The following is a 22,329-nucleotide window of genomic DNA, read 5'->3' as shown; positions in this document are numbered from 1 at the left end:
GGTTCCACGACCGCTCCCAGGCGTCGGTCAGCCGTCGAAGACGTCGGTGGGGCTGCCGAAGATGCTGTCGGCGGTGCCGGGGTCGTCGGGGATCAGCCCGCCGCCGTCGGGCACGTCGGGGTTGTCGGGGACGGTCTCGGGGCCGGTCTCGGGGCCGGTCTCCTCCGGGGTGTCCCGGGAGTCGGGGGACGACGGGGAGGCCGGGGAGGTCGGGGAACCCGGAGAGGTGTCCGGTTCCGTTCGGGAGTCGGAGGGGGTGGGCTCATCGGGCGACTTCGGGGACTCCTGGGACTCCGGGGACTCCTGGGCCTCCGGGGACTTCGGGGACGCGGGCGAAGACGGCGAGGCGGGTGCGCGACCGGGGTCGGCCGTAGGCGTCGGCGTCGGTGCCGTGCCGGTGGCCGTGGGGCAGTCGTCGGGAGCGGTGTCCCCCGCGTCCGTCACGTCCGCCGGGGTCCGGTGCGGCGACTCGCCGGTGGGGCGGGGGGCGACCGTGGCCGTCGGGGTCGCGCAGTCGGTCGGCGGTTTCGGCGGGGAGGTGGGCTCGCCGGGCGCGGCGTTGGAGGCGCTGTCGTGCGGATGCGGCTTCGGGGGCCGTACGACATGGTCGCGTTCGTGGCCGCGATGACCGACGGGCCGTTCGATCCAGGTGTTGTCGACGAGGTCGATGATCGTGATGTTGGTGATCACCTGCGTCGTGGGGGCCACCACGATCACCTGGTTCGGCCGGTATCCGGACCAGGGCCGGCCGCTGGTGCCGGGTGTGCCCCGCAGGCCGACGGGCGGGGCGAGCGGGTTGCCGCAGGCGCAGCGGACGCGCGGCACCCCGTGGCCGTCGACGAGAACGGCGGTGCCCGCCTGCAGGACGGACTGGTAGCCGGTCCCCATGCCGTCGCGGAACCCGTGGTTGGTGACCCGGGTGTCGGCGCGCAGCACGACCGAGGTCAGTCCGCGCAGATAGCCGGGGATCGACGTCTGGGAGATGCCCGCGGCCTGGGCGAAGACACGTCCCTTGGCCCGGTCGGCGGTGAGCTGGTCGATCTGCCGCCGGACATCGCAGCTGCCGGCGCCCCGGGTGCCGCCGTACAGACCGGGCGTCTCGCCGGACAGTGACTGGAGCCCGGCCCGGCCCGAGTGCGCCGGCCTCGGCGTTCGGGTGACCGGCGAAGGAGTGGCGGCCGAGGTGGCCGTGGAGTCGGTGAAGGGGTCCGGCCCCTGGTCCGCGACGGGCTGGAGGAAGACCTCGCCGCCCGCTCGCGTGTCCTTGTCTCCGCCGCCACCGCATCCGGCGACGACGAGCGCCGCCGAGAGCGCGCAGGCCGCGAGGAGGGCTCGGGTGGGTGTCCGCACCACGTCCTCCCGCCGGTTGTCGGGCATTTCGCCGTGCACTTCGCCCCTATTGTCTGTTTCACTCGCTCGGGTTACGCAAGCGGAGACGTGATATACGGAGAGTCACCTGGGTCGGGTGGCGCGACAATGAGGAAAGGAGGAGACGGGCCGTGGAGTGGTTCATCGCACCGGAGTACTGGACGAGCCGGCTGGTCTTCCAGCGGGCTCTGGCCGGCGTGTATCTCTTCGCTTTCCTGACGGCGGCCCTGCAGTTCCGGGCGCTGACGGGTGAGCGCGGCATGCTGCCCGTGCCGCGCTTCGTCGAGCGGGTGCCCTTCAAGGCGGCCCCCAGCCTGTTCCAACTCCACTACTCGGACCGCTTCTTCGCCGCCTGCGCCTGGTCGGGCTGCGCGGTGTCGGCGGCGCTGCTGGCCGGGCTGGACAACGCCGTGCCCCTGTGGGGCGCCATGCTGCTGTGGCTGGTCCCGTGGGCGCTGTACCTGTCGATCGTGAACGTCGGCCAGACCTGGTACTCGTTCGGCTGGGAGTCGCTGTTGCTGGAGGTCGGCTTCCTCGCCGTCTTCCTGGGCAACGACGAGGTGGCGCCGCCGATCGTGGTGCTGTTCCTGCTGCGCTGGATCCTGTTCCGCGTGGAGTTCGGGGCGGGCCTGATCAAGATGCGCGGCGACGAGTGCTGGCGCAAGCTGACCTGCCTGGACCACCATCACGAGACCCAGCCGATGCCGGGCCCGCTGAGCTGGTTCTTCCACCATCTGCCGAAGCCGGTGCACCGGGTCGAGGTGGCCGCCAACCACGTCACCCAACTCCTCGTGCCCGTCCTCCTCTTCACCCCGCAGCCGATCGCTACGGCGGCCGCCGCGCTGATGATCGTCACCCAGCTGTGGCTGGTCCTGTCGGGCAACTTCTCCTGGCTGAACTGGATCACGATCGTGCTGGCCCTGTCGGCGATCGAGTTCCCCGGTGATCGACCGTCCGTGCCCGGCGCGCCCCTGTGGTACGAGGTCGTGGTCCTCGCGGTCGCCGCGCTCCTGGTCGGCCTGAGCTACCACCCGGTCGCCAACATGATCTCCCGCCGCCAGATCATGAACCGCTCCTTCGACCCGCTCCATCTGGTCAACACCTACGGCGCGTTCGGCAGCGTCAGCCGGATCCGGTACGAGGTGGTGATCGAGGGCACCGACGACGACGTACCGCGGGAGGACTCCGACTGGCGGGAGTACGAGTTCAAGGGCAAGCCGGGTGATCCCCGGCGCTGGCCCCGGCAGTTCGCGCCCTACCATCTGCGGCTGGACTGGCTGATGTGGTTCGCCGCGCTGTCCCCCGCGTACGCCGGGTCCTGGTTCGGCACGCTGGTGGAGCGGCTCCTGGAGAACGACCGTGACACCCTGAAGCTGCTGCGCCGCTCGCCGTTCCCGCCCGACGCGCCGCCGCGCTACGTCCGCGCCCGCCTCTTCCGGTACCGCTACACGACCTGGCGTGAGCTTCGGGAGACGGGCGCGTGCTGGGAGCGGACCTATGTGCGGGAGTATCTTCCGCCGACCAGGCTGGCCGGGGTGGCTCAGAGGTCGTAGACGCGGATGGCGGTCGTCTCGAAGATCTGCTGCTGGTCGGACTCCCCGGTCAACTCCATTGCTGTGTCGAACACTTGGCGGTACGACGCCGCCAGCGTGCACACCGGCCAGTCGGAGCCGAACATCAGCCGGTCCGGGCCGAAGGCGTCCAGGACGACGCCGGCGTACGGGCGCAGGTCGTCGACCGTCCAGGAGGCGGGGTCGGCCTCCGTGACCATGCCGGAGAGCTTGCAGACCGTGTTGGACAGGGCGGCCAGGGAGCGGACCGCTGTCTCCCAGGGGGCTCGCTCGCCCGAGGCGATGGGCGGTTTGCCCAGGTGGTCCAGGACGAAGGTGAGGCCGGGGTGGTCCGCGGCGGCCTTGACGCAGGCGGGCAGCTGGTGCGGCAGCACCACCAGGTCGTAGACCAGTCCGGCGTCGGTCACGGCGGCCAGTCCGCGGCGTACATCCGCCCGCAGCAGCCACTCCGGGTCGGGCTCGCCCTGCACCTGGTGGCGGATCCCCTTGAGGTACCGGCCCCCGGGCAGCTCACGCAGCCGGGCCAGTTCCTCGGCGACGTCCGGTCGGGTCAGGTCGGTCCAGCCGACGACGCCCGCGATCAGGTCGTGCTCGGCGGCGAGGGCCAGGAACTCGGGGGTCTCCTCGGGGACCGTGATCGTCTGGACCAGTACCGTGCGGTCCACACCGGCGGCCCGCACCTCGGGGTCCAGGTCGGCGACGGTGAAGTTCCTTCGGAGCGGCTGGAGTTCGGGGCCGGTGATCCAGTCCTGGTCCCGCACCGAGAGGTCCCAGACGTGGTGGTGGGCGTCGACGACCGTCACGGCAGCTCCCATACGACGGGCAGGCCGGCGTCCGCGCCCTCGTCGGAGTAGTCGTGCACCACGTCGAGCAGTTCGGCCATGCGGGCCTGCCAGGCCACGTTGACCGGAAGTTTCTCCAGCTCGGCGAGGAGGCGGCCGTAGTCCTCGCACTCCAGGAGGTGGAAGAGGTCGGTGCCGCTGCGCCAGATCGTCCAGGAGGTCGCTCCGGCGGCCCGGATGGCGTCCGTGAGCTCCTTCGGGACCTCGCGGTGGGCGGCGTCGTACTCGGCGACGCGGTCCGCGCGGACCTTGGTGTGCAGGGCGACTCTCATCACGGCTCCTCGGTCACCAGAAGTCCGGTCTCCCGTAGCTCCTGCCAGAAGGCGGCGGGGACCGGCGTGGCGAACTGATCGACGCAGTCATGGACTTCGGCGGCCGAGCGGGCGCCCACCAGCACGCTCGCCACGGCCGGATGGGCCACGCAGAAGGCCAGCGCGGCGGCGCGCAGGGTGATGCCGTGACGCCGCGCGATCTCCTTCATGCGCACGGCCTTGTGCAGCAACTCACCCGGCGCCTCGGCGTAGTTGTACGTCGCCCCCGGCTTGGGATCCGCGAGCAGACCCGAGTTGAAGGCACCGCCGATCACCACGGAGACCCCTCGCTCCACAGCGGCGGGCAGCAGTTCCGCGAGCGCGCTCTGGTCGAGCATCGTGTACCGGCCCGCGCACAGCACCGCGTCGACGTCCGTGTCGCGGACGAAGCGGGTGAGCATCTCCGCCTGGTTCATGCCGGCGCCGATCGCGCCGACCACGCCCTCCGAACGGAGCTTCTCCAGGGCCGGGTAGCCCTCCCGGAAGGCCTGCTCGGCGTGGTCGTCGGGGTCGTGGAGGTAGACGACGTCGACGCGGTCGAGGCCGAGCCGCTCCAGGCTCGCCTCCAGGGTGCGTCGTACGCCGTCCTCGCTGAAGTCCCAGACGCGGCGGTGCGTGGCGGGGACGGCGAAGCCGTGGGCGAGGTCGTCGCCGCCCGCGTCCGACGGCTCCAGGCGGCGGCCCACCTTGGTCGAGACCGTGTACTCCTCGCGCGGGAGTTCGCGCAGGACCGCGCCGAGTCGGCGTTCGGACAGCCCGAGGCCGTAGTGGGGTGCGGTGTCGTAGTAGCGGATGCCGCGCTGCCAGGCGGCGGACACCGCTTGATGCGCCTGCTCGTCGGTGACCTCGGTGTAGAGGTTGGCGATGGCGGCGGCTCCGAAGCCGAGTCCCCGGGGGATGCTCACTGGCCCCCCGGCCGCAGACGCAGCCCCTGCATGCCGCCGTCGACGGCGAGGGCGGTGCCGGTCGTGGCCCCGGAGAGCGGGCTGGCCAGATAGGCGACGGCGCCCGCGACCTCGGCGGCCGAGACGAGGCGGCCGGTGGGCTGGCGGGCCTCCAGGGCGGCGCGCTCGGCGGCCGGGTCGGGCGCGGAGTCGAGGAGGCGGCCGACCCAGGGCGTGTCCGCCGTGCCGGGGTTGACGCAGTTGACGCGGATGCCCTCGCGGACGTGGTCGGCGGCCATCGCGAGGGTGAGGGAGTACACGGCGCCCTTGGTCGCGCTGTAGAGCGCGCGCTGCGGGAGCCCTGCGGTGGCGGCGATGGAGCAGGTGTTGACGATCGCCGCGTGCGAGGAGGCGCGCAGATGCGGGAGGGCGGCGCGGGCCACCCGGACCATGCCGACGACATTGACGTCCATGACCCGGTGCCACTCGGCGTCGTCGTTGTCCTCGACGGTCCCCTGGGCGCCGATGCCGGCGTTGTTGACCACCACGTCCAGTCCGCCCAGGTCGGCCACGGCGGCCGCCACGGCGGCGCGTACGGAGGCGTCGTCGGTCACATCGGCGCGGTAGGCGAGCAGTGGCTTCTCCACCGACGACGGGTCGAGGTCGAGGACGGCGACCTGGGCGCCGCGGGCGGCGAGGAGTTCGGCCGTGGCCCGGCCGATGCCGGAGGCGCCTCCCGTCACCAGCGCCTTGAGACCGTCGAAGTCGCTCATGCCGCGTGCCCCTTCTTCTGCGTCTGGAGGTCGGCGGCCCAGAAGGCGCCGTCCGGGAACGTGTACCGCGCGATCGACTCGGGTCGCATGGCGGCCGAGAAGCCCGGCGCGGTGGGTGCCGTGTAGTGACCTTCCCTGATCACCACCGGGTCGAGGAAGTGGTCGTGCAGATGGTCGACGTACTCGATGACGCGGTCCTCGGTGGTGCCGGTCACGGCCACGTAGTCGTACATCGACAGGTGCTGGACGAGTTCGCACAGGCCGACGCCGCCCGCGTGCGGGCACACCGGGACGCCGAACTTGGCGGCGAGCAGCAGGATGGCGAGGTTCTCGTTGACGCCGCCGACGCGGGCCGCGTCGATCTGGAGGACGTCGAGGGCGCCGGCCTGGAGGAGCTGCTTGAAGACGACCCTGTTCTGCACGTGCTCGCCGGTGGCCACCTTCACGGGGGCGACGGCCTTGCGGATCGCGGCGTGGCCGAGGACGTCGTCGGGGCTGGTGGGCTCCTCGATCCAGTACGGGTCGAACTCCGCGAGGGCCTTGGTCCAGCGGATCGCCTCGTCGACGTCCCAGCGCTGGTTGGCGTCGACGGCCATGCGGATGTCCGGCCCGACGACCGCGCGGGCGACGCGGCAGCGCCGTACGTCGTCCTCCAGGTCCGCGCCGACCTTCAGCTTGATCTGCTGGAAGCCGCCGGCGACGGCCTCGGCGGCGAGGCGCGTGAGCTTGTCGTCGTCGTAGCCGAGCCAGCCGGCGGAGGTGGTGTAGGCGGGGTAGCCGCGCTCCAGGAGCCGGGCCGTGCGCTCCTGCGCCCCTTCCCGGCCCCGGCGCAGGATGGTCAGCGCCTCCTCGGGTGTGAGCGCGTCGGTGAGGTACCGGAAGTCGATCTGACGGACGATCCACTCCGGGTCGGCGTCGGCGAGGAGGCGCCAGAGGGGCTTGTCGGCCCGCTTGGCGGCCAGGTCCCACACGGCGTTCATGACGGCGCCGATCGCCATGTGCATCACGCCCTTCTCGGGGCCGAGCCAGCGCAGCTGGCTGTCGCCGATCAGGTCGCCGTTCAGGGTCCCCGGGTCGCCGCACAGTTCGTCGACGGAGCGGCCGACGACATGCCCGCGCAGTGCCTCGATCGCGGCGACCTGGACCTCGTTGCCCCTCCCGATGGTGAACGTGAATCCGTGCCCCTCCAGCCCGTCCACGCCTTCCTGACTGTCCGTGCGCAGCACGACGTACGCGGCCGAGTAGTCCGGGTCCGGGTTCATCGCGTCGGAGCCGTCGAGCTCGCGCGAGGTGGGGAAGCGGATGTCATAGGTGTCGACCGCGGCGATGCGGGCGGGGGTCGGGGACACAGAAGGCCTTTCGGTAGGTGACGTCGACGAGAGGGTCGGCGCGGGGGTCGGCGCGGGGTCAGTCCTGCGCCCGACCCGTCGTCACTCGGGCGATCATGAGGGCGACCAGGATGATTCCGCCGTAGATGGCCTGGATCCAGAAGGACGGCACCTGGGCGAGGGTGAGCAGGTTCTGGACGACGCCGAGGAGGAGTACGCCGGTCAGGGCGCCGAACATGGTGCCCTTGCCGCCATCCAGGCTGATGCCGCCGATCACCGCGGCCGCGAACACGGTGAAGATCATGTTGTTGCCCTGGTTGGCGCTGATCGCCCCGACGTAGCCGGTCTGGATGATCCCGCCGACGGCCGCGAGGGCGCCCGCGACGACGAACACGCCGAGCATCACGCGCTCGACCCGGATGCCGGCCGCGCGGGCCGCGTCCGCATTGCCGCCGATGGCGTACAGGGCGCGTCCGACACGGTGGTACTTCAGCACGAACCCGGTGATCGCGAAGGCGGCCGCCGCGAGCCACACCGACATCGGGATGCCGATGAACGTCGTGGTGGCGAGGGAGTAGAAGCTGTCGGGCATCCCGAACAGCGTCTTGCCCTTGGTCGCGCCGACCAGCAGACCGCGCAGGACGATCAGCATCGCGAGCGTCACGATGAACGCGTTCAGCTTGAACCTGACGACCAGGATGCCGTTGAAGGCCCCGACGGCCCCGCCCACCGCGACGATCGCCGCCATGGCCAGGGCGGCGGGGAGTTCGGTGCCCCAGCCGGAGCTGGCGGCGGGCAGCACGAGGAGCGCTCCCACAGCGGGCGCGATACCGACGACGGACTCCAGGGAGAGGTCGAACTTGCCGGTGATCAGGACCAGTGACTCGGCCAGCACGACCATCGCCAGCGCGGCGGAGGCGCCGAGGATGGAGATCAGGTTGCGCTCGGTGAGGAACGAGTCGTTGACCACCGCGCCGAGTACCAGGAGCAGCAACAGGGCCGGTACGAGGGCGAGTTCGCGGGCGCGGCGGAGCAGGACCGTCCTGGCCGCACGGGCGTCCGGCACCTTCACGGGCAGGGCCGGTGGGGCCTTGGTGTCAGCCATTGCGGTCCACTCCTTCGATGGCGGCGATCAGCTCGTGGTCGTGCCAGCCCGCCGGGTGCTCGGCGACGACACGGCCGTGGAACAGGACGAGGACGCGGTCGCAGCGTCGCAGGTCGTCGAGTTCGTCGGAGACGACGAGTACGGAGGTGCCGTCCTCGCGGGCGCTGTCCATGCGGGCGAGCAGGGACTCCTTGGACTTCACGTCGACGCCCGCGGTGGGGTTGATCAGCACGAGCAGACGGGGGTCGGAGGCGAGGGCGCGGGCCATGACGACCTTCTGCGCGTTGCCGCCGGACAGGTCGGAGACGGGCTGGTCGGGGCCCTCGGTGTGGATGTCGAGGCGTTCGATGAGGGCACGGGCGAAGCCGCGCTTGCGGTCGGTGCCGACGAAACCGAAGCGGCCCAGCCGGTCCAGGACGCTCATCGTGGCGTTGTCGCCGATGGTCATGCCGGCGACGAGCCCCTGGTCGTGCCGGTCCCGGGGCACGCACGCGACGCCCGCCTCGAGGGCGGCCCGCACATCCCCGAACGGCAGCCGCTCACCGCCCAGTCGAGCGGTCCCGCCCGTCGGGGTGTGCAGCCCCGCGAAGGACTCGGCCAGCTCCACCTTGCCGCTGCCGCTGATCCCGGCGAGTCCTACGACCTCGCCGTGGCGGACGGTGAGGTCGATGTTCTCGTACGCCGGTGAGGTGAGCCCGCGGGCTTCGAGCAGGACGGGGGCGTCCTGGTCGACGTCCCCGGGGTCGACGGCCTGCTCGGCGATGGCCTCCAGGGACTCCCCCGCCATGGCCTCCACCAGGGCCCGGCGCGGGAGTTCGGCGACCGGGGCGGTGGTGATCCAGCGCGCGTCCCGCAGGACCGTGACGGTCTGGCAGACCTCGTACACCTCCTGGAGGTGGTGCGAGATGAACAGAAAGGTCACACCGGAGTCCTGGAGCGCGCGCATCCGCGTGAACAACCGCTCGATCTCGCGGTTGTCGAGCTGGGCGGTGGGTTCGTCGAGGATGATGAAGCGGGCGCCGAAGCTCAACGCCCGGGCGATCTCCACCATTTGGCGGTCCTCGACCTTGAGGTCGGCGGTGCGGGCCTCGGGGTCGACGTGCACGTCCCAGGTGGCGAGGAGTGCGGCGGCCTCGTTGCGTAGTCTGCGCCAGCTGATGAAGCCGCGCTGGAGCGGCTGCCGGTTGATGAAGAGGTTCTCGGCGACCGTCAGCTCCGGGACGACCGTGGGGTGCTGGTAGACGCAGGCGACCTTGCGGCGCCAGGCGTCGCGGTCGGTGAGCGGCGGTGCGGGTTCGCCGTCGAAGCTGACCTCGCCCTCGTCGGCGGCCTGGAGGCCGGTGAGGATCCGGACCAGGGTCGACTTGCCGGCGCCGTTGCGGCCGACGAGCGCGTGGGACTCGCCGGGCAGGACGGTGAGCCGGCCGTCGGCGAGGGCGGTGGTGGGCCCATAGCGCTTGACGATGTCCCGCGCCTCGGCGAGGGGTGTGATCGCAGCCGTACTCATTTGACCGTGTTGCCCCAGAGCTTGGGGTCGTCGACGTTGTCCCTGGTCACCAGCGGGGCGGGCAGCTGGTCCTCCAGGATGCCGCTGGACAGCTTCACGATGGTCGAGTCGTGGTCCGTCGGGCCCGGCTCGAAGGTCTTCCCCTCCATCGCCGCCTTGATGTAGTACATGCCGTACTTGGCGTACAGGTCGGCGGGCTGGGAGACGGTCGCGTCGATCTCGCCCTTGCGGATGGCGTCGAACTCCTGCGGGATGCCGTCGTTGGAGACGATCGTGATGTGCCCGGCCTGCCCGGCCTTCTTCAGCATCCCCTTGGACTTCAGGGTCTGGAGGGTCGGCGCGAGGTAGACACCGCCGGCCTGCATGTAGATGCCCTTGATGTCGGGGTTGGCGTTCAGGAGGGTGTCCAGCTTGGAGGCCGCGGTGTCGGACTCCCACTTGGCCGGTATCTCCAGGACCTTCAGCTTCGGGAAGTTCTTCTTCACACAGGCCCGGAACGCCTCGGAGCGGTCACGGCCGTTGACCGAGGCGAGGTCGCCCATGATCTGTACGACCTTGCCGGAGGGGATCTGCTCGCCGAGGTACTGGCAGGCCTTCTCGCCGTACGCCACGTTGTCGGCACGCACCACCATCGCGACCTTGCCCTTGTCGGGCGCCACGTCCACGGCCACGACCGGCACGCCCTTGCGCTCCGCCTGGTCGAGACCGGCCTCGATGGCGGCGCTGTCCAGCGGGGCGACGACGAGGCCCTTCACGCCCTGGTTGAGCTGGTTGTTGATGTCGGTGATCTGCTGGGAGGGGTCACTGTTGGAGTTGACCGTCTTGAGCGCGTCGACACCCTCGGAGTCGGCCATCTGCGGCACGTAGTCGTTGTACGACTGCCAGAACGGCGACGTCAGCAGGGGCAGGATCACCCCGACCTTGCCGCTCCCGCCGCCTTCCGCGCCAGCGGCGCCGGTGTCCTTGGTGCTGCCGCACGCGGCGAGTGCGAGCGAGGCGCCGACGACCGCGGCCACCGCCGCACCTCTCCGTGACCTGTTCTGCTTCCGCGCTGTTGTGCCGTGCATCTGGCGGCTCCTCGTTGAGCGTGTTCGAGCACATGGTCCGAGCAGATGCCCGCATATTTATCAGACCACTTCCAGGGAACAACACCCTCCAGCACCAGATTCTCCCGCATCTCGACTGTATTGGTCGGACCACCTCGCTGGTTAGACTGCGGCGCACCGGTGACTGGAGGAATGGTGTGACCGTGGACGAGACAGCCCCGCAGAAAGGCACCGTGACCCAGCGCGCCATCGAGCAGATCAAGGCGATGATCGCGGAGGGGCGGTTGGAGCCCGGCCAGCGCCTGCCGACCGAGCGCGATCTCGCGGTCCGGCTCGGCATCTCCCGGAGCTCGATGCGTGAGGCGATCCGCGCGCTGACGGTGCTGGGGGTGCTGGAGGCCCGGCACGGTTCGGGCATCTACGTCGCCCAGCTGGAGGCCGGCGACCTGCTGGAGACGTTCGGCGTGGTCGCCGACCTGTCCCGGGGGCCGAGGCTCGTGGAGCTGCTGGAGGTGCGCCGCATCCTGGAGTCGACGGCGACGGCCCTGGCGGCGGCGCGCATCACGCCGGACCAGCTCGCGGAGGTCGAGAAACATCTGACGGCGATGAACGCCACGGACGACCCCGAGGAGATCCTCGCCCACGACCTGGCCTTCCACCGCGAGATCGCGGCCGCCGCCGGAAACGAGACGATGGCCGCGATCCTGGAGGGCCTGTCCTCCCGCACCTTCCGCGCCCGCGTCTGGCGCGGCTACCAGGAGGAGGGCGCCTTCGCCCGCACCCGCCGCGAACACGCCTCGATCCACCGCGCCCTGGTCGCCCACGATCCGGAAGCGGCCCGGGCGGCGGCCGCCGCGCATGTGGGCGAGGTGGAGGAGTGGTTGCGGGCGCAGCTCGGCGGGTGACCCCTCCCCCACCCGCGCCGGGTCCTACGTCCGCACGTCGAAGGCGCCCGGCCCTACGGCCGCACGTCGAAGTCGTGGGCCGCGCCGAGTCGGTCCAGTGACACCTGACCGGGGATGCCGTTGGCGTCCGCGCCGGTGAAGCCGCACCGGTGCTGCCAGGCGGAGTACGCCTTGACGGTCGCCCCGCCGAAGTGGCCGTCGGCGTACCCGGCGTCGAGGAGGCCCTCCGCGACGAGCGCCTTCTCCACGGTCCGTACGGCCGCGTACGACACCGGTGTGCCCGCCTTGTCCGGGTCGTGCAGGGCCGCGGCGATCACCTTCGACAGATCGACGACCGGACGCGGACCCGGCACGGTCGGCGAACCGCCGGGGCGCGGCGCCCCTTTCCGCACCCACGCGTACAGGTGCTCGCCCGGACACGCGGTGGCCAGTCCGTCCCGGTGCCCCTTGATCTCCTTGCCGGCACCGTGCCGGCGCAGCAACTCGATGCCGTCGCGGATCGCGCCCAGCATCGCGTCCGTCGGCTCGGTGAGGCCCTTCGAGCCGACCAGGCCGCAGATCGCGTAGTGGGCGCGGTTGAGTTCCTGGTTGCCGTTGGCCCCGGTGCGCCTGCCGAGACCGCGCCCCTCCAGGAGATGACCGTGCGGGCAGGCGCCGTAGTTGTAGGCGATGTCCGAGTAGTTCTCCTTCGGGTTGGCCAGATGGTCCTTGCGGATCGCCTTCCACTTGGCGATGCACAGGTCATGGTCGTCGAGGAGTTTCACGCTGACCGTCGCGCCCTCGTAGTGGACCTTCACGCCCTTGGCCGAGGTCTGTGGGGGTGCGGCGGACGTCGGCCAGCCGAGCTGGGCTCGTGTGACGAGCTTCAAGAGTGCCTCCAAGGCGCGATGGGGACGCCAACGCCCTTGATTGTGAGAGGAGTTGGCGCACCGTTTCACGACGGCGCGCCGCTGTCCCCCGTTCGGCCTAGGAGGCCCGCCGCAGTCGCAGCGTCACGAGTTCGAAGGGCCGCAGCCGCAGGGCGACGCGCCGGCCGTCGTACTCCGGTGTCTCGGGCAGCGGGCGTTCCAGCAGGTCCGTCGCGACGACGTCCGCGACCTCGAAGCCCGGCGTCAGGGTGGCCCGTACCCGGCCGCCGTGGGCCTCGTGGAGGCGCACCACCACGTCTCCGCTGCCGTCGTCGGCCAGCTTGACGGCGGTGACGACGACCGCGTCCTGATCGACGGTGACCAGGGGCGCCACCTCGTCGACGCCGCCCGTCACCCGCCGTTCGGGCAGGTTGATCCGCCAGCCCTCGCGCACCGCGTCCCCGATGCCCGCGCCCGGCACCAGGGCGTGCCGGAAGCGGTGGACGCCCTGGTCGGTCTCGGGGTCCGGGAAGCGCGGGGCGCGCAGGAGGGAGACGCGGACGGTGGTCGTCGTACCGCGGTCGCCGTCGGTGCGGACCGTGCGGGTCACGTCATGGCCGTACGTCGAGTCGTTGACGACGGCGACTCCCCAGCCCGGCTCCTCCAGATGGACGAAGCGGTGGTTACAGGCCTCGAACTTGGCCGCCTCCCAGCTGGTGTTGGTGTGCGTGGGACGGTGGAAGTGCCCGAACTGGGTCTCCGAGGCGTACCGCTCCGCGTGCACGTCCAGCGGGAAGGCCAGCTTCAGGAACTTCTCCGTCTCGTGCCAGTCCACCACCGTGTCGACGAGCAGACGCTTGTCGCCCGGCGCGAGGCTAAGTCGCTGCGTGACGCGGGACGAGCCGAAGGCCCGTACGACCCGGACTCCGTCCCCGTTCTCGTCGACCTTCCTCGCGTCGGTCAGGTCGGTGACCGTGTTGCGGTAGAACTCGTCGACGTCCCAGGCGTCCCACATGTTCGGGAAGTCGGAGTGGAGTTGGAGGAGGTTCGCGGCGCTGCCCGGCGCGATCGTCTCGCGGTCGGCCTCGATGTCGTACACGGACACCACCAGGCCCCGTCCGTCGATCTCGACGCGCAGCAGGCCGTTGTCCAGGACGTGACCGCCGTCGGGCCGTGGCGTGACCCGCGTCCGTCCCTGGGGCGCGGCTGGGCGTGCGCCGCCCGCCGGGACACCGCCGCGGGTGTGGGGGGCGGCGTTGAACGTCAGGAGCCGCTCCCCCTCCCCCGCCAGGGCCTGCTGGGCCGCGCGGATGATCCCGGTCAGCTCCTCGGCGATCCGCTCGTACGTCTTTCGCGCCTCCCGGTGCACCCAGGCGATCGACGACCCCGGCAGGATGTCGTGGAACTGGTGCAGCAGAACCGTCTTCCAGATGCGGTCCAACTCCTCGTACGGGTAAGGGAATCCGGTCCGTACGGTGGCCGTCGCGGCCCAGAGTTCGGCCTCGCGCAGGAGGTGTTCGCTGCGGCGGTTGCCCTGTTTGGTCCCGGCCTGGCTGGTGAGGGTGGCGCGGTGGAGCTCGAGGTAGAGCTCGCCCACCCAGACGGGCGGGTCGGGGTATTCGGCCTCGGCCTTCCGGAAGAAGGCCTCCGGGGTCTCCCACACGACGGTGGCGGAGCCTTCCAGGTCGCGGAGCCTGGCCGCCTTGGCGATCATCTCGCGGGTGGTGCCGCCGCCTCCGTCCCCCCAGCCGGTGGGGGCGAGGGAGTGCCGGGCGACTCCCTTGTCCTTGAAGTTACGGGCCGCGTGGGCGATCTCGCTGCCCTTCATCGAGCAGTTGTAGGTGTCGACGGGCGGGAAGTGGGTGAGGATCCGGGTGCCGTCGATGCCCTCCCACTGGAAGGTGTGGTGCGGGAACCTGTTGGTCTGGGACCAGGAGATCTTCTGCGTCAGCAGCCACTTGGAACCCGCGGCCTTGATGATCTGGGGCAGTCCGGCGGCGAAGCCGAAGGTGTCGGGCAGCCAGGCCTCGTCGTTCTCGATGCCGAACTCGTCGAGGAAGAACCGCTTGCCGTGCACGAACTGCCGGGCCATCGCCTCCGACCCGGGCATGTTGGTGTCCGACTCCACCCACATCCCGCCGGCCGGCACGAACCGCCCGTCCGCCACCGCCTTCTTCACTCGCGCCCACACCTCGGGCCGGTGCTCCTTCACCCACGCCCACTGCTGGGCCTGGGACATGGCGAAGACGAAGTCGGGCTCGTCCTCGATGAGCGTGGTCATGTTGGAGGTCGTCCGGGCCACCTTGCGCACGGTCTCGCGCAGCGGCCACAGCCACGCCGAGTCGATGTGGGCGTGCCCGACGGCGCTGATGCGGTGGGCGGACGGCACTGCGGGGGCGGCCAGCACGTCGGCCAGTCGCTGCCGCGCCCGCGCCGCCGTGCCGCCCACGTCCTGGAGGTCGATCGCGTCCAGCGCCCTCTCCACCGCCCGCAGGATCTCCCAGCGCCGGGCCGACTCCACCGGCAGCTCGGCCATCAGCTCGCCGAGCACCTCCAGGTCGAGCACGAGCTGCCACACCGTCTCGTCGAAGACGGCGAGGTCCATGCGGGTGAGCGTGTACTGCGGTTCGCTGCCGGCGGTCTCCTTGTCGCCCAACCGCGTGGGCAGGAAGGGGTGGTAGTCGAGGATGACAGGGTTGGAGGCCGCTTCGATGTGCAGCCGGACCTGCTCCCCGCCCGCCACCGGGGCGCCGACCCGCACCCACTGGTTGCGTGGGTTGAGCCCCTTCACCGGGGTGCCGTCGGGCCGGTAGACCAGGCCCTCGCACTGGAAGCCGGGCATGTTCTCGTCGAACCCGAGGTCGAGGAGCGCCTCGACCGTCTTCCCGGCCCACGCCTCGGGCACGGTCCCGGTGACCCGGAACCAGCTGGTGCCCCACGGAGCACCCCAGCGCGCACCCACCTCGATCGGCTCGGGGTCGGCCGCGAGCCCCTCGGCGACGGGCACCGGCTCATCGGGCGCGTGCCACACCGCGACGTCCAGCGGCACGGACTCGGGGTACACGGCGGGTCGGACGCGCTCGTCGAGGACGCGCTTGAGACGGGCTTCGACCAGGCTGCGGTCGTCATGCATGCGGGGGTACTCCGTAGGTCGTGGGGTGGGGCGGGTTACAGGCGTGGGTGACGGTCGGGGCGGGTTACCAGGCGTGGGTGACGTTCACGGGGTCCGACGTGGTGTAGAGCTCCCCTACGGCGCGTAGTTCGAACCGCGCCGCCTGTTCACCCTGTTCGGGTCGCAGGCCGCCGACGAAGAACGCGCGCTGGCAGGTGCCACCGAGGAAACGCCTGGTGCCGTCGGGGAGGAGGCGGTGGAGGGTGTAGTGGCGTACGTCGCCGGCTGCCGGGTTCCAGGCGTAGCGCAGGTCGCCGCCCGACGCCGCGGTGATCCGGAGGCCGGAGGGGGCGCCGGGCGTGTGCGGGGCGTTGCGGACGGCAAGGCCGCCGAGCCGCCAGCGGACGGGGCCGGCATCGGTCGCGGTGAGCCGGATGCCGATCGCGTGTGCGATGCCGGTCAGGCCTGTGAGCGGGACGGACACGATCTCCCAGCCGTTGACCGAGTTCACAGCGACGGTGCCCTGTCCGGCCTTCCGCCTCTTCTTGCTGTTGACCGAGTTCACAGGCAGATACGTGTACGGCGGTGTCGCCCCCGGCCCGCTCGGCTCGGCCGTGGCCACCGCCAACTCGACGTTCACACGGCCCGCATCGGTCCGGTGCGTCAGCTCGACAACCGTGTCAACAGTGACCGGCAGCCGTGTCGCATACACATCCAGGACCGCGGGCTCGTCCAGTTCACCCTCGACGAGCACACTGCTCCCGCCGCACCACGCGTCCGCGAAGTCGAAGTTCACAGCGGGGCGCTGCCCCTCGGTGTGTACGACCCAGCGCCGGGACGGCAGCCGGTCCTGCAGCCCCAGATGGTTCCATGGCACGTCCGACGTCACCTCCCCGTCCTCGTACCACCGCAGCCCGTGCCCGGTGTTGAACACGCTCGCGAACGGCACCGACGCGACCGTCGACCGATCGGCGACCGACACGGACGGCGCCCGCCAGCTGTCCGTACCGTCCGGCCGCGACGGATCCAGCGACCGCCCGCTCCAGAACCGGTCGTCGGCGGCATGGAAGTCCCCCGGGCCCCGCTCGTCCGGCGGCAGGTGATTCCGCGTCCACTCGGGCCGGTAGAACCCGACCGACACCACATGCGCCTTGTCGCGCGGCACGATCGCGTCCCAGTTCACGGACGAGTTCCAGCCGTTCGCCTCGACATCGACGCCCGCCCACAACTCGTAGCGGCTGCGCCCCAGTTGTCCGGCCCGCTGCCCCGACGACGCCAGCTTCGCCGCGGTCCACCGGAAGTCGACGAACATGTCGTCGGCGGCCTGGAAGAATGCCTCGTTCTGCGAGTCGAGCGCCCCCTGCCAGCTCACGCTCCCGTTCACCGTCATCGAGTCGTACCAGGTCACCCGCTGCCCCCTGGCCTTGGCGCGTGCCTTCAGCTCCCGCAGGAAACCCAGCATGTCCGCACCCAGCGCGGCGTTCCCGCCACTGGTCTCGGCGTTGACGAACCACCCGTCGAACCCGTACGCCTCCGCGACCGCGACCAGCCGTTCGGCCAGCGGATACCGACCGGCCGCGTCCTTCTGCACCAGGTCACGGGTCCACCGCAACTGCCCGCCGTAGGCGACGGGCGGCAGGAAGATGTTGCCGAGGACGGGCACCCCGTGCCGGTGGGCGGCGTCGACGATCGGCGCGTTCGGCGCGAGCACCAGCCCCTCCCCCGACGAGCCGCCCCAGAAGACCAGCTCGTCGATGTACGCCCAGTGGGTGAGGGCGTAGTAGTCGGCGGTGGCCGAGCCCTGGGAGGGATTGCCGGCCGTGGACCCGAAGGACACCAGGGACTGGATACGGGCCTGACCCGCGCGAGCGGTCGAGTTCGTCGGGGTCGGGGTGAAGCGCGATGCGAGCGGGACGGTCGCCGCGTTGAAGGCGAGGTCCGGGTCGTCGGCCGCACGCCAGGACTTCAGGCTGCGCCAGGTGATGCCGGTGCCGGGGCTGCCGGAGGGCAGCGAGTCCGGGTACCAGTAGGAGGCGTACGGCTGGAGCGCGGTGGCTTTGGCGTGCCCGGCCTTGGGCTCGGCCGCCGCCGGCAGCGAGGGCAGCAGTGCGGCCGTGGCGCCGGCAAGCAGGACGGTACGTCTGGTGGGGTTCACGAGCGGGTTCCTCCTTGTGGGGTGGGGAGTACCTGATCGGGAGCGACGACCTCGGTGATGCCGCGCGCCAGGAGGTGTTCCTGGTCGGCGGCACGCGTGTCGAGGACGGTGGTGGGGCGGACGCCGTCGGCGGCCAGCCGGAAATAGGCGTCGAAGACCGGGCCGCCCGGGGCGCAGAGAGAGCGGGTGGACGGATCGGCGGGGACGATCAGCGCTGTCGTACGCGGCTCGGGCGTCCGCGGCGCCTCCCTGGCCGCACGCTCCAGCACCCGTGCCGTGTCCTTCGGCTTTCTGTCGTTGGTCAACAGCCCGAGCCCGTATTCGAGTTCGGGGAAGTCGGCCAGCTCACGGGACACGTCGTGGGAGCACCACCAGGTGATGCCCCACAGGTCGGGGCAGTCCAGGGTGTTCGCGATGGTCGCCTCGGTGAATGCTGCGGCGTGCTCGGGCGGGATCAGGGGTGCGGGCGCGCCGACCTCCTGGAGCCAGACGGGGCGGTGCGGGTCGTCGGCCCAGGCCTTGCTCAGCTCGACGAGGTACGCGGCGTGGTGCTCGCTCGGCACCGAGGTGCGGCCGTGGCGCTGGGCGGTGCCGTTGAAGACCCAGGAGTGCACGGCGGTGACGGCGCCGAGCCGGGCGGCCTGGGCGGGCGTGAACGGCTGGTCGTCCTGGTACCAGGTGGCGTCGTACTCGGCGTGCAGGTGCAGCCGCCCGGGGGCGCCCTCCTCGCAGGCGGCGAGCATGCGGGACAGCCAGCGGTCGATCTCCGCCTCGGTCGCCCGGTCGGGGTCGGGGTGCGGTCTCGCCGAGAACTGGTTGACCTCGTTGCCGAGGGTCATGCCGAGGAAGCCCGGCCGGCCGGCCAGGGAGGCGGCGAGTGTGCGCAGGTAGGCGGCCTGGCCGTCGACGACGTCCGGGTCGGTGAAGAGGTTGCGGCGGTGCCAGGTCCGGGTCCAGGCCGGCAGGAAGTCGAAGCTGCTCAAGTGGCCTTGCAGTCCGTCCACGTTGACGTCGAGGCCGCGTTCGGCGGCGGCGTCGACGAGCTCGACGAGGTGCTCGACGGCCCTGGGACGGATCAGGGTGCGGTTGGGCTGGAAGTACGGCCACAGCGGGAAGACCCGGATGTGGTCGAGGCCCAGCGCCGCGATGGAGTCGAGGTCGGCGCGTACGGAGTCGAGGTCGAAGTCGAGCCAGTGGTGGAACCACCCTTCGCTCGGGGTGTAGTTGACGCCGAAGCGCACGGCAGAAGGCATGCGTGTCCTTGTGACGAAGGTGCGGCGGAGGGGCGGCGGAGGAGCGGGGTTCGACCTGGGCGCGGTTCAGCCCTTTACGGCGCCCTCGCCCACGCCGCGGAAGAAGTACCGCTGGAGACAGGCGAAGAGGGCGATCAGCGGCGCCACGGCGATGATCGTGCCGGCGGCGACCAGTCGTTCGTCGTTGGCGAAGGTGCCGTGCAGATAGTTGAGGCCGATGGTCAGCGTGAACCTGGACGGGTCGCTCAGCACGATGAGCGGCCACAGGAAGTCGTCCCAGGCGCCCATGAAGGCGAAGATCGCGACGACGGCGAGGGTGCCCTTCACGGACGGCACCGCGATGCGCAGGAACCGCTGCCAGACGTTGGCCCCGTCGACGTAGGCCGCCTCCTCGATCTCGTACGGCAGGTTGAGGAAGGCGTTGCGCATCAGCAGGACGTTCAGGGCGCTGACGCAGCCGGGCAGTACGACACCGATGAGGGTGTTGTTGAGGCCGAGCTCCCGCATGGTGGTGAACTGGGCGATGATGATGCCCTCGACGGGCACGAGCATCGCGAGGATGAAGGCCAGGGTGGCCGCGCGGCGGCCCCGGTAGCGCAGCCGGGCGAGGGCGTAGCCGGCGAGTGCCGAGCCGACACAGTTGGTGACGACGTTGGCCGTGGCGACCTTCAGCGAGTTGAGGGCGTAGTCCCAGACGGGGATGGTGTCGGCGACGCGCTCGTAGTTGTGCAGGGTGGGGTCGCCGGGCAGGAACTTCGGCGGGGAGCTGAAGATGTCCTCGGTGGGCCCCTTGAGCGAGGTCGACAGCTGCCAGAGGAACGGGCCGACGGTGAGGGCGAGCACGGCGAGCAGCAGCAGATAGCGCAGGACGAGCTCCCACACCCGGATGCGCCGGCCGTTCTCGTCGGTGACACGGGGTTCTCGCGCGACGGCCGGCGGCCTCGAAGCGGCGGGCCGTACCTTCTCCAGCACGCTCATGACTCGTCCCTCCGGTCGGCGCGCAGCACGAGCAGCATCAGGGCGACGGTGACGACGAAGACGACGACCGAGATGGCGGAGGCGTAGCCGACCCGGCCGGTCAGGCCGGTGCCGGTGCGCTGGACGAGCATGACGAGGGTGGTGTCCTCGCCCGCCGGTCCGCCGCTCGGGCCGGCCATCAGATACACCTCGGAGAACACCTTGAAGGCGGCGACCGAGGACAGCGCCCCGACCAGGACCATGGTGGAGCGGACGGCGGGCACGGTGACCGTGAGGAAGCGCCGGATGGCTCCCGCTCCGTCCACGGCCGCCGCCTCGTGCAGTTCGCGCGGCACGTTGGCGAGCGCGGCCAGATAAATGATCATGTAGTAGCCGAGGCCCTTCCAGACCGTCACGGCCATGGCGCTGAGCAGGAGCAGCCACTGGTCGCTGAGGAAGCCGACGCGGCCGACCCCGATCGTCTCCAGCAGGGAGTTCACCAGACCGCGCTCGTCGAGCAGCCACACCCAGATCAGTCCGACGACCACGATCGAGGCGACGACCGGGGTGTAGAAGGCGGAGCGGAAAAAGGTGATGCCGGGGATGTTCTTCTGCACGAGCAGCGCGAGCAGCAGCGGCAGGATCACCAGCGCGGGCACGACTCCGAGGACGTACAGCGAGCTGTTGCGCAGGCCGATCCAGAACATCTCGTCGCCGAGCAGTTCACGGAAGTTGGCGAGGCCCACGAACTCGCCCGGGATCAGGGTGCGGCGGTCGGTGAAGGAGTTGACCACCGTCGAGACGAACGGGTACAGGATGAAGGCGCCGATGATCAGCAGGCCCGGCGCGGCGAACAGCCAGGGGCTGGTGGGCAGTTGGCGTCGCACCCGCTGCACCGGGCGCCCCGCCTTCGGCGCCGGGCGCCCTGCCCGGGAGACGGTCGAGGTGGCCATCGCCCGCTATCCCTGCTGCTGAAGAAGCCGATTGCAGGCCTCGACAGCGTTGTCAAGAGCTTGCTTGGGGCTCTCCTTGCCCTGCAAGGCCTTGGCGACCTCGTTGCGCAGCTCGGTCTTCATCTGCTCGCTGAACAGCACGGGCGTGTAGTTGACCGCGTTCTTCAGCGACTTGGCCGCGGCGACCCGCACCCGCGTCTCGTCGGTGCCGTCCTCCTTGGTGAAGTACGGGTCGTCGAGCGAGCCGGCGGTGCTGGGGAAGATCGCGACCTGCTTGGCGAACGACATCTGGTGCTCGGCGTCGGTGACGTAGTGCGCGAAGGCGACCGCTGCGGGCGCCCGCTTGGTCTGCGCGTTGACCATCACGCCCATCACGTACATGTTGACGTGGCCGGTGCTGGTGATCTGGTCGGTGATGCCGATGTTCTTGTACAGGTTCGGCGCCTGCTTCTTGAAGTTGCCGAGGTCCAGTGCGCTGCCCGGGTTCATGGCGACCGCGCCCGTGAGGAACTTCTTGCCGGACGACTCGGGGGTTGCGGTCAGCGCCTGCGGGTCGAGGGCCTTGGCGTCGTACAACTCCTTGTACTTGGTGAGGAGTTCGACTCCCTTGGCGTCGTTGAAGGTGAAGGCGGTGCCCTCCTTGTTCATGAGCTCGACGCCGTAGCGGCCGAAGTCCTCGACGGTGGGCACGTTGGCGAGGGTGGCGACCTTGCCGTCGGTCTTCTCCGCCATCTTCAGCGCGGCGGCGAATAGCTCGTCGTACGTCTTCGGCGGCTGCTCGGCGTCGAGTCCCGCCTCCTTGAAGAGGGACTTGTTGTAGAAGAGCGGGCCGGTGTTGAGGTACCAGGGGAAGGCGTACGTGCCCGTCATGCCCGGTATCCGATGGCTGGCCCAGGCGCCGGACAGGTACTCCTTCCTGTACTGGGACGCCGCCTTGTCGAGGTCGAGCGCGAGGCCGGCCTTGGCGAGGGGCGCGACCAGGTCGGGGGACACATTGACGACGTCGGGCAGGGTACCGCCCGCGGCATCGGCGCTGATCTTGTCGGCGTAGCCCTCGGCGGGCTGGTCGATCCACTTGACGTTCGTGCCGGGGTACTTCTTCTCGAAGTCGGCGATCAGGCCCTCGAAGTAGTCCTTGAAGTTGGCGCGGAGGTTCCAGGTCTGGAAGGTGATGTCGCCCTCGATCCTGCCGGAGGCGTCGGACGAGCCGCCGTCGTCGGTTCCGGAGCCGCAGGCACTGAGCGGCAGTAGGGCACAGACGGCGGCAGCGGCGAAGGTTCTGCGGGAAATGGGCACGGCGAACCGGTCTCCTTTGCGGCGGAGTTGGCCAACGACGGAGACCTTGCACGCCGCTCCACGGGCCCGTCAATGCATCTCGCTCAGCTAATTTGTTTAGTTACTAATGCGCATT

General features: G+C 70.6%; 18 protein-coding genes. 2 read left to right on the top strand and 16 right to left on the bottom strand.

Annotated elements, in window-relative coordinates; translation table 11 throughout:
• Positions 1 to 27: 27 nt before the first annotated feature.
• Positions 28 to 1,377, bottom strand: a complete 1,350-nt coding sequence (locus tag ABIE67_RS41730; RefSeq protein WP_370266773.1) for a DUF6777 domain-containing protein — start codon at positions 1,375 to 1,377, stop codon at positions 28 to 30.
• Between the two features lie 122 nt (positions 1,378 to 1,499).
• Between ABIE67_RS41730 and ABIE67_RS41725 the strand changes: the two genes are divergently transcribed.
• Positions 1,500 to 2,921, top strand: coding sequence for a lipase maturation factor family protein (locus ABIE67_RS41725; RefSeq protein ID WP_370266772.1), 1,422 nt, complete (start codon positions 1,500 to 1,502; stop codon positions 2,919 to 2,921).
• Here the strand turns inward: ABIE67_RS41725 and ABIE67_RS41720 are convergent.
• From ABIE67_RS41720 to ABIE67_RS41685, 8 genes are read right to left on the bottom strand one after another with little or no spacing between them, the layout of a single operon-like run.
• Complete coding sequence (locus ABIE67_RS41720) at positions 2,909 to 3,754, bottom strand: amidohydrolase (protein WP_370266771.1); 846 nt, start codon at positions 3,752 to 3,754, stop codon at positions 2,909 to 2,911. The genes ABIE67_RS41725 and ABIE67_RS41720 overlap by 13 nt on opposite strands.
• Positions 3,739 to 4,053, bottom strand: coding sequence for an L-rhamnose mutarotase (locus ABIE67_RS41715; protein ID WP_370266770.1), 315 nt, complete (start codon positions 4,051 to 4,053; stop codon positions 3,739 to 3,741). Before ABIE67_RS41715 ends, ABIE67_RS41720 begins: the two co-directional genes overlap by 16 nt.
• Complete coding sequence (locus tag ABIE67_RS41710; protein WP_370266769.1) at positions 4,053 to 4,997, bottom strand: aldo/keto reductase; 945 nt, start codon at positions 4,995 to 4,997, stop codon at positions 4,053 to 4,055. The genes ABIE67_RS41715 and ABIE67_RS41710 overlap by 1 nt, the downstream gene beginning before the upstream one ends.
• On the bottom strand, positions 4,994 to 5,749 hold the full coding sequence (locus ABIE67_RS41705) for an SDR family NAD(P)-dependent oxidoreductase (protein ID WP_370266768.1): 756 nt from the start codon (positions 5,747 to 5,749) through the stop codon (positions 4,994 to 4,996). The genes ABIE67_RS41710 and ABIE67_RS41705 overlap by 4 nt, the downstream gene beginning before the upstream one ends.
• Positions 5,746 to 7,098, bottom strand: coding sequence for an L-fuconate dehydratase (locus tag ABIE67_RS41700; RefSeq protein WP_370266767.1), 1,353 nt, complete (start codon positions 7,096 to 7,098; stop codon positions 5,746 to 5,748). The genes ABIE67_RS41705 and ABIE67_RS41700 overlap by 4 nt, the downstream gene beginning before the upstream one ends.
• A gap of 58 nt (positions 7,099 to 7,156) precedes the next feature.
• Positions 7,157 to 8,182 (bottom strand): ABC transporter permease, encoded by a 1,026-nt coding sequence (locus ABIE67_RS41695; protein ID WP_370266766.1) that lies wholly within the window; start codon positions 8,180 to 8,182, stop codon positions 7,157 to 7,159.
• Positions 8,175 to 9,689, bottom strand: a complete 1,515-nt coding sequence (locus tag ABIE67_RS41690) for a sugar ABC transporter ATP-binding protein (RefSeq protein ID WP_370266765.1) — start codon at positions 9,687 to 9,689, stop codon at positions 8,175 to 8,177. The genes ABIE67_RS41695 and ABIE67_RS41690 overlap by 8 nt, the downstream gene beginning before the upstream one ends.
• Complete coding sequence (locus ABIE67_RS41685) at positions 9,686 to 10,756, bottom strand: sugar ABC transporter substrate-binding protein (protein WP_370266764.1); 1,071 nt, start codon at positions 10,754 to 10,756, stop codon at positions 9,686 to 9,688. The genes ABIE67_RS41690 and ABIE67_RS41685 overlap by 4 nt, the downstream gene beginning before the upstream one ends.
• Positions 10,757 to 10,938: 182 nt before the next feature.
• Here ABIE67_RS41685 and ABIE67_RS41680 point away from each other — a divergent pair, with 182 nt between their 5' ends.
• Positions 10,939 to 11,640 (top strand): FadR/GntR family transcriptional regulator, encoded by a 702-nt coding sequence (locus ABIE67_RS41680; RefSeq protein WP_370266763.1) that lies wholly within the window; start codon positions 10,939 to 10,941, stop codon positions 11,638 to 11,640.
• Positions 11,641 to 11,693: 53 nt separating this feature from the next.
• On the opposite strand, the gene ABIE67_RS41675 is transcribed toward ABIE67_RS41680, so the two are convergent.
• From ABIE67_RS41675 to ABIE67_RS41645, 7 genes are all read right to left on the bottom strand, one after another.
• Entirely contained in the window at positions 11,694 to 12,509 is an 816-nt protein-coding gene (locus tag ABIE67_RS41675) for an N-acetylmuramoyl-L-alanine amidase (protein WP_370266761.1), read from the bottom strand.
• A 97-nt stretch (positions 12,510 to 12,606) separates the two neighbouring features.
• On the bottom strand, positions 12,607 to 15,621 hold the full coding sequence (locus tag ABIE67_RS41670; RefSeq protein ID WP_370266760.1) for an alpha-mannosidase: 3,015 nt from the start codon (positions 15,619 to 15,621) through the stop codon (positions 12,607 to 12,609).
• 64 nt (positions 15,622 to 15,685) lie between these two features.
• A complete protein-coding gene (locus ABIE67_RS41665; RefSeq protein ID WP_370266759.1) occupies positions 15,686 to 17,755 on the bottom strand; it encodes an endo-beta-N-acetylglucosaminidase in 2,070 nt (689 codons plus the stop codon).
• On the bottom strand, positions 17,752 to 19,008 hold the full coding sequence (locus ABIE67_RS41660; protein ID WP_370266758.1) for a glycosyl hydrolase: 1,257 nt from the start codon (positions 19,006 to 19,008) through the stop codon (positions 17,752 to 17,754). Before ABIE67_RS41660 ends, ABIE67_RS41665 begins: the two co-directional genes overlap by 4 nt.
• 66 nt (positions 19,009 to 19,074) lie before the next feature.
• Positions 19,075 to 19,986 (bottom strand): carbohydrate ABC transporter permease, encoded by a 912-nt coding sequence (locus tag ABIE67_RS41655; RefSeq protein ID WP_370266757.1) that lies wholly within the window; start codon positions 19,984 to 19,986, stop codon positions 19,075 to 19,077.
• Positions 19,983 to 20,918 (bottom strand): carbohydrate ABC transporter permease, encoded by a 936-nt coding sequence (locus tag ABIE67_RS41650; protein ID WP_370266756.1) that lies wholly within the window; start codon positions 20,916 to 20,918, stop codon positions 19,983 to 19,985. Before ABIE67_RS41650 ends, ABIE67_RS41655 begins: the two co-directional genes overlap by 4 nt.
• Before the next feature lie 6 nt (positions 20,919 to 20,924).
• Positions 20,925 to 22,214: an ABC transporter substrate-binding protein gene (locus ABIE67_RS41645; RefSeq protein ID WP_370266755.1), complete on the bottom strand. Its 1,290-nt coding sequence runs from the start codon at positions 22,212 to 22,214 to the stop codon at positions 20,925 to 20,927.
• Between the last annotated feature and the right edge of the window lie 115 nt (positions 22,215 to 22,329).

Source organism: Streptomyces sp. V4I8, assembly GCF_041261225.1.
Classification (GTDB): domain Bacteria; phylum Actinomycetota; class Actinomycetes; order Streptomycetales; family Streptomycetaceae; genus Streptomyces.
This window is presented reverse-complemented; position numbering and strand designations above follow the sequence as displayed.

Coding starts and splice junctions, on each gene's coding strand:
- ABIE67_RS41730 (WP_370266773.1), bottom strand. CDS start 1,377: ATGCCCGACAACCGGCGGGAGGACGTGGTGCGGACACCCACCCGAGCC.
- ABIE67_RS41720 (WP_370266771.1), bottom strand. CDS start 3,754: ATGGGAGCTGCCGTGACGGTCGTCGACGCCCACCACCACGTCTGGGAC.
- ABIE67_RS41715 (WP_370266770.1), bottom strand. CDS start 4,053: ATGAGAGTCGCCCTGCACACCAAGGTCCGCGCGGACCGCGTCGCCGAG.
- ABIE67_RS41705 (WP_370266768.1), bottom strand. CDS start 5,749: ATGAGCGACTTCGACGGTCTCAAGGCGCTGGTGACGGGAGGCGCCTCC.
- ABIE67_RS41695 (WP_370266766.1), bottom strand. CDS start 8,182: ATGGCTGACACCAAGGCCCCACCGGCCCTGCCCGTGAAGGTGCCGGAC.
- ABIE67_RS41690 (WP_370266765.1), bottom strand. CDS start 9,689: ATGAGTACGGCTGCGATCACACCCCTCGCCGAGGCGCGGGACATCGTC.
- ABIE67_RS41685 (WP_370266764.1), bottom strand. CDS start 10,756: ATGCACGGCACAACAGCGCGGAAGCAGAACAGGTCACGGAGAGGTGCG.
- ABIE67_RS41670 (WP_370266760.1), bottom strand. CDS start 15,621: ATGCATGACGACCGCAGCCTGGTCGAAGCCCGTCTCAAGCGCGTCCTC.
- ABIE67_RS41660 (WP_370266758.1), bottom strand. CDS start 19,008: ATGCCTTCTGCCGTGCGCTTCGGCGTCAACTACACCCCGAGCGAAGGG.
- ABIE67_RS41655 (WP_370266757.1), bottom strand. CDS start 19,986: ATGAGCGTGCTGGAGAAGGTACGGCCCGCCGCTTCGAGGCCGCCGGCC.
- ABIE67_RS41650 (WP_370266756.1), bottom strand. CDS start 20,918: ATGGCCACCTCGACCGTCTCCCGGGCAGGGCGCCCGGCGCCGAAGGCG.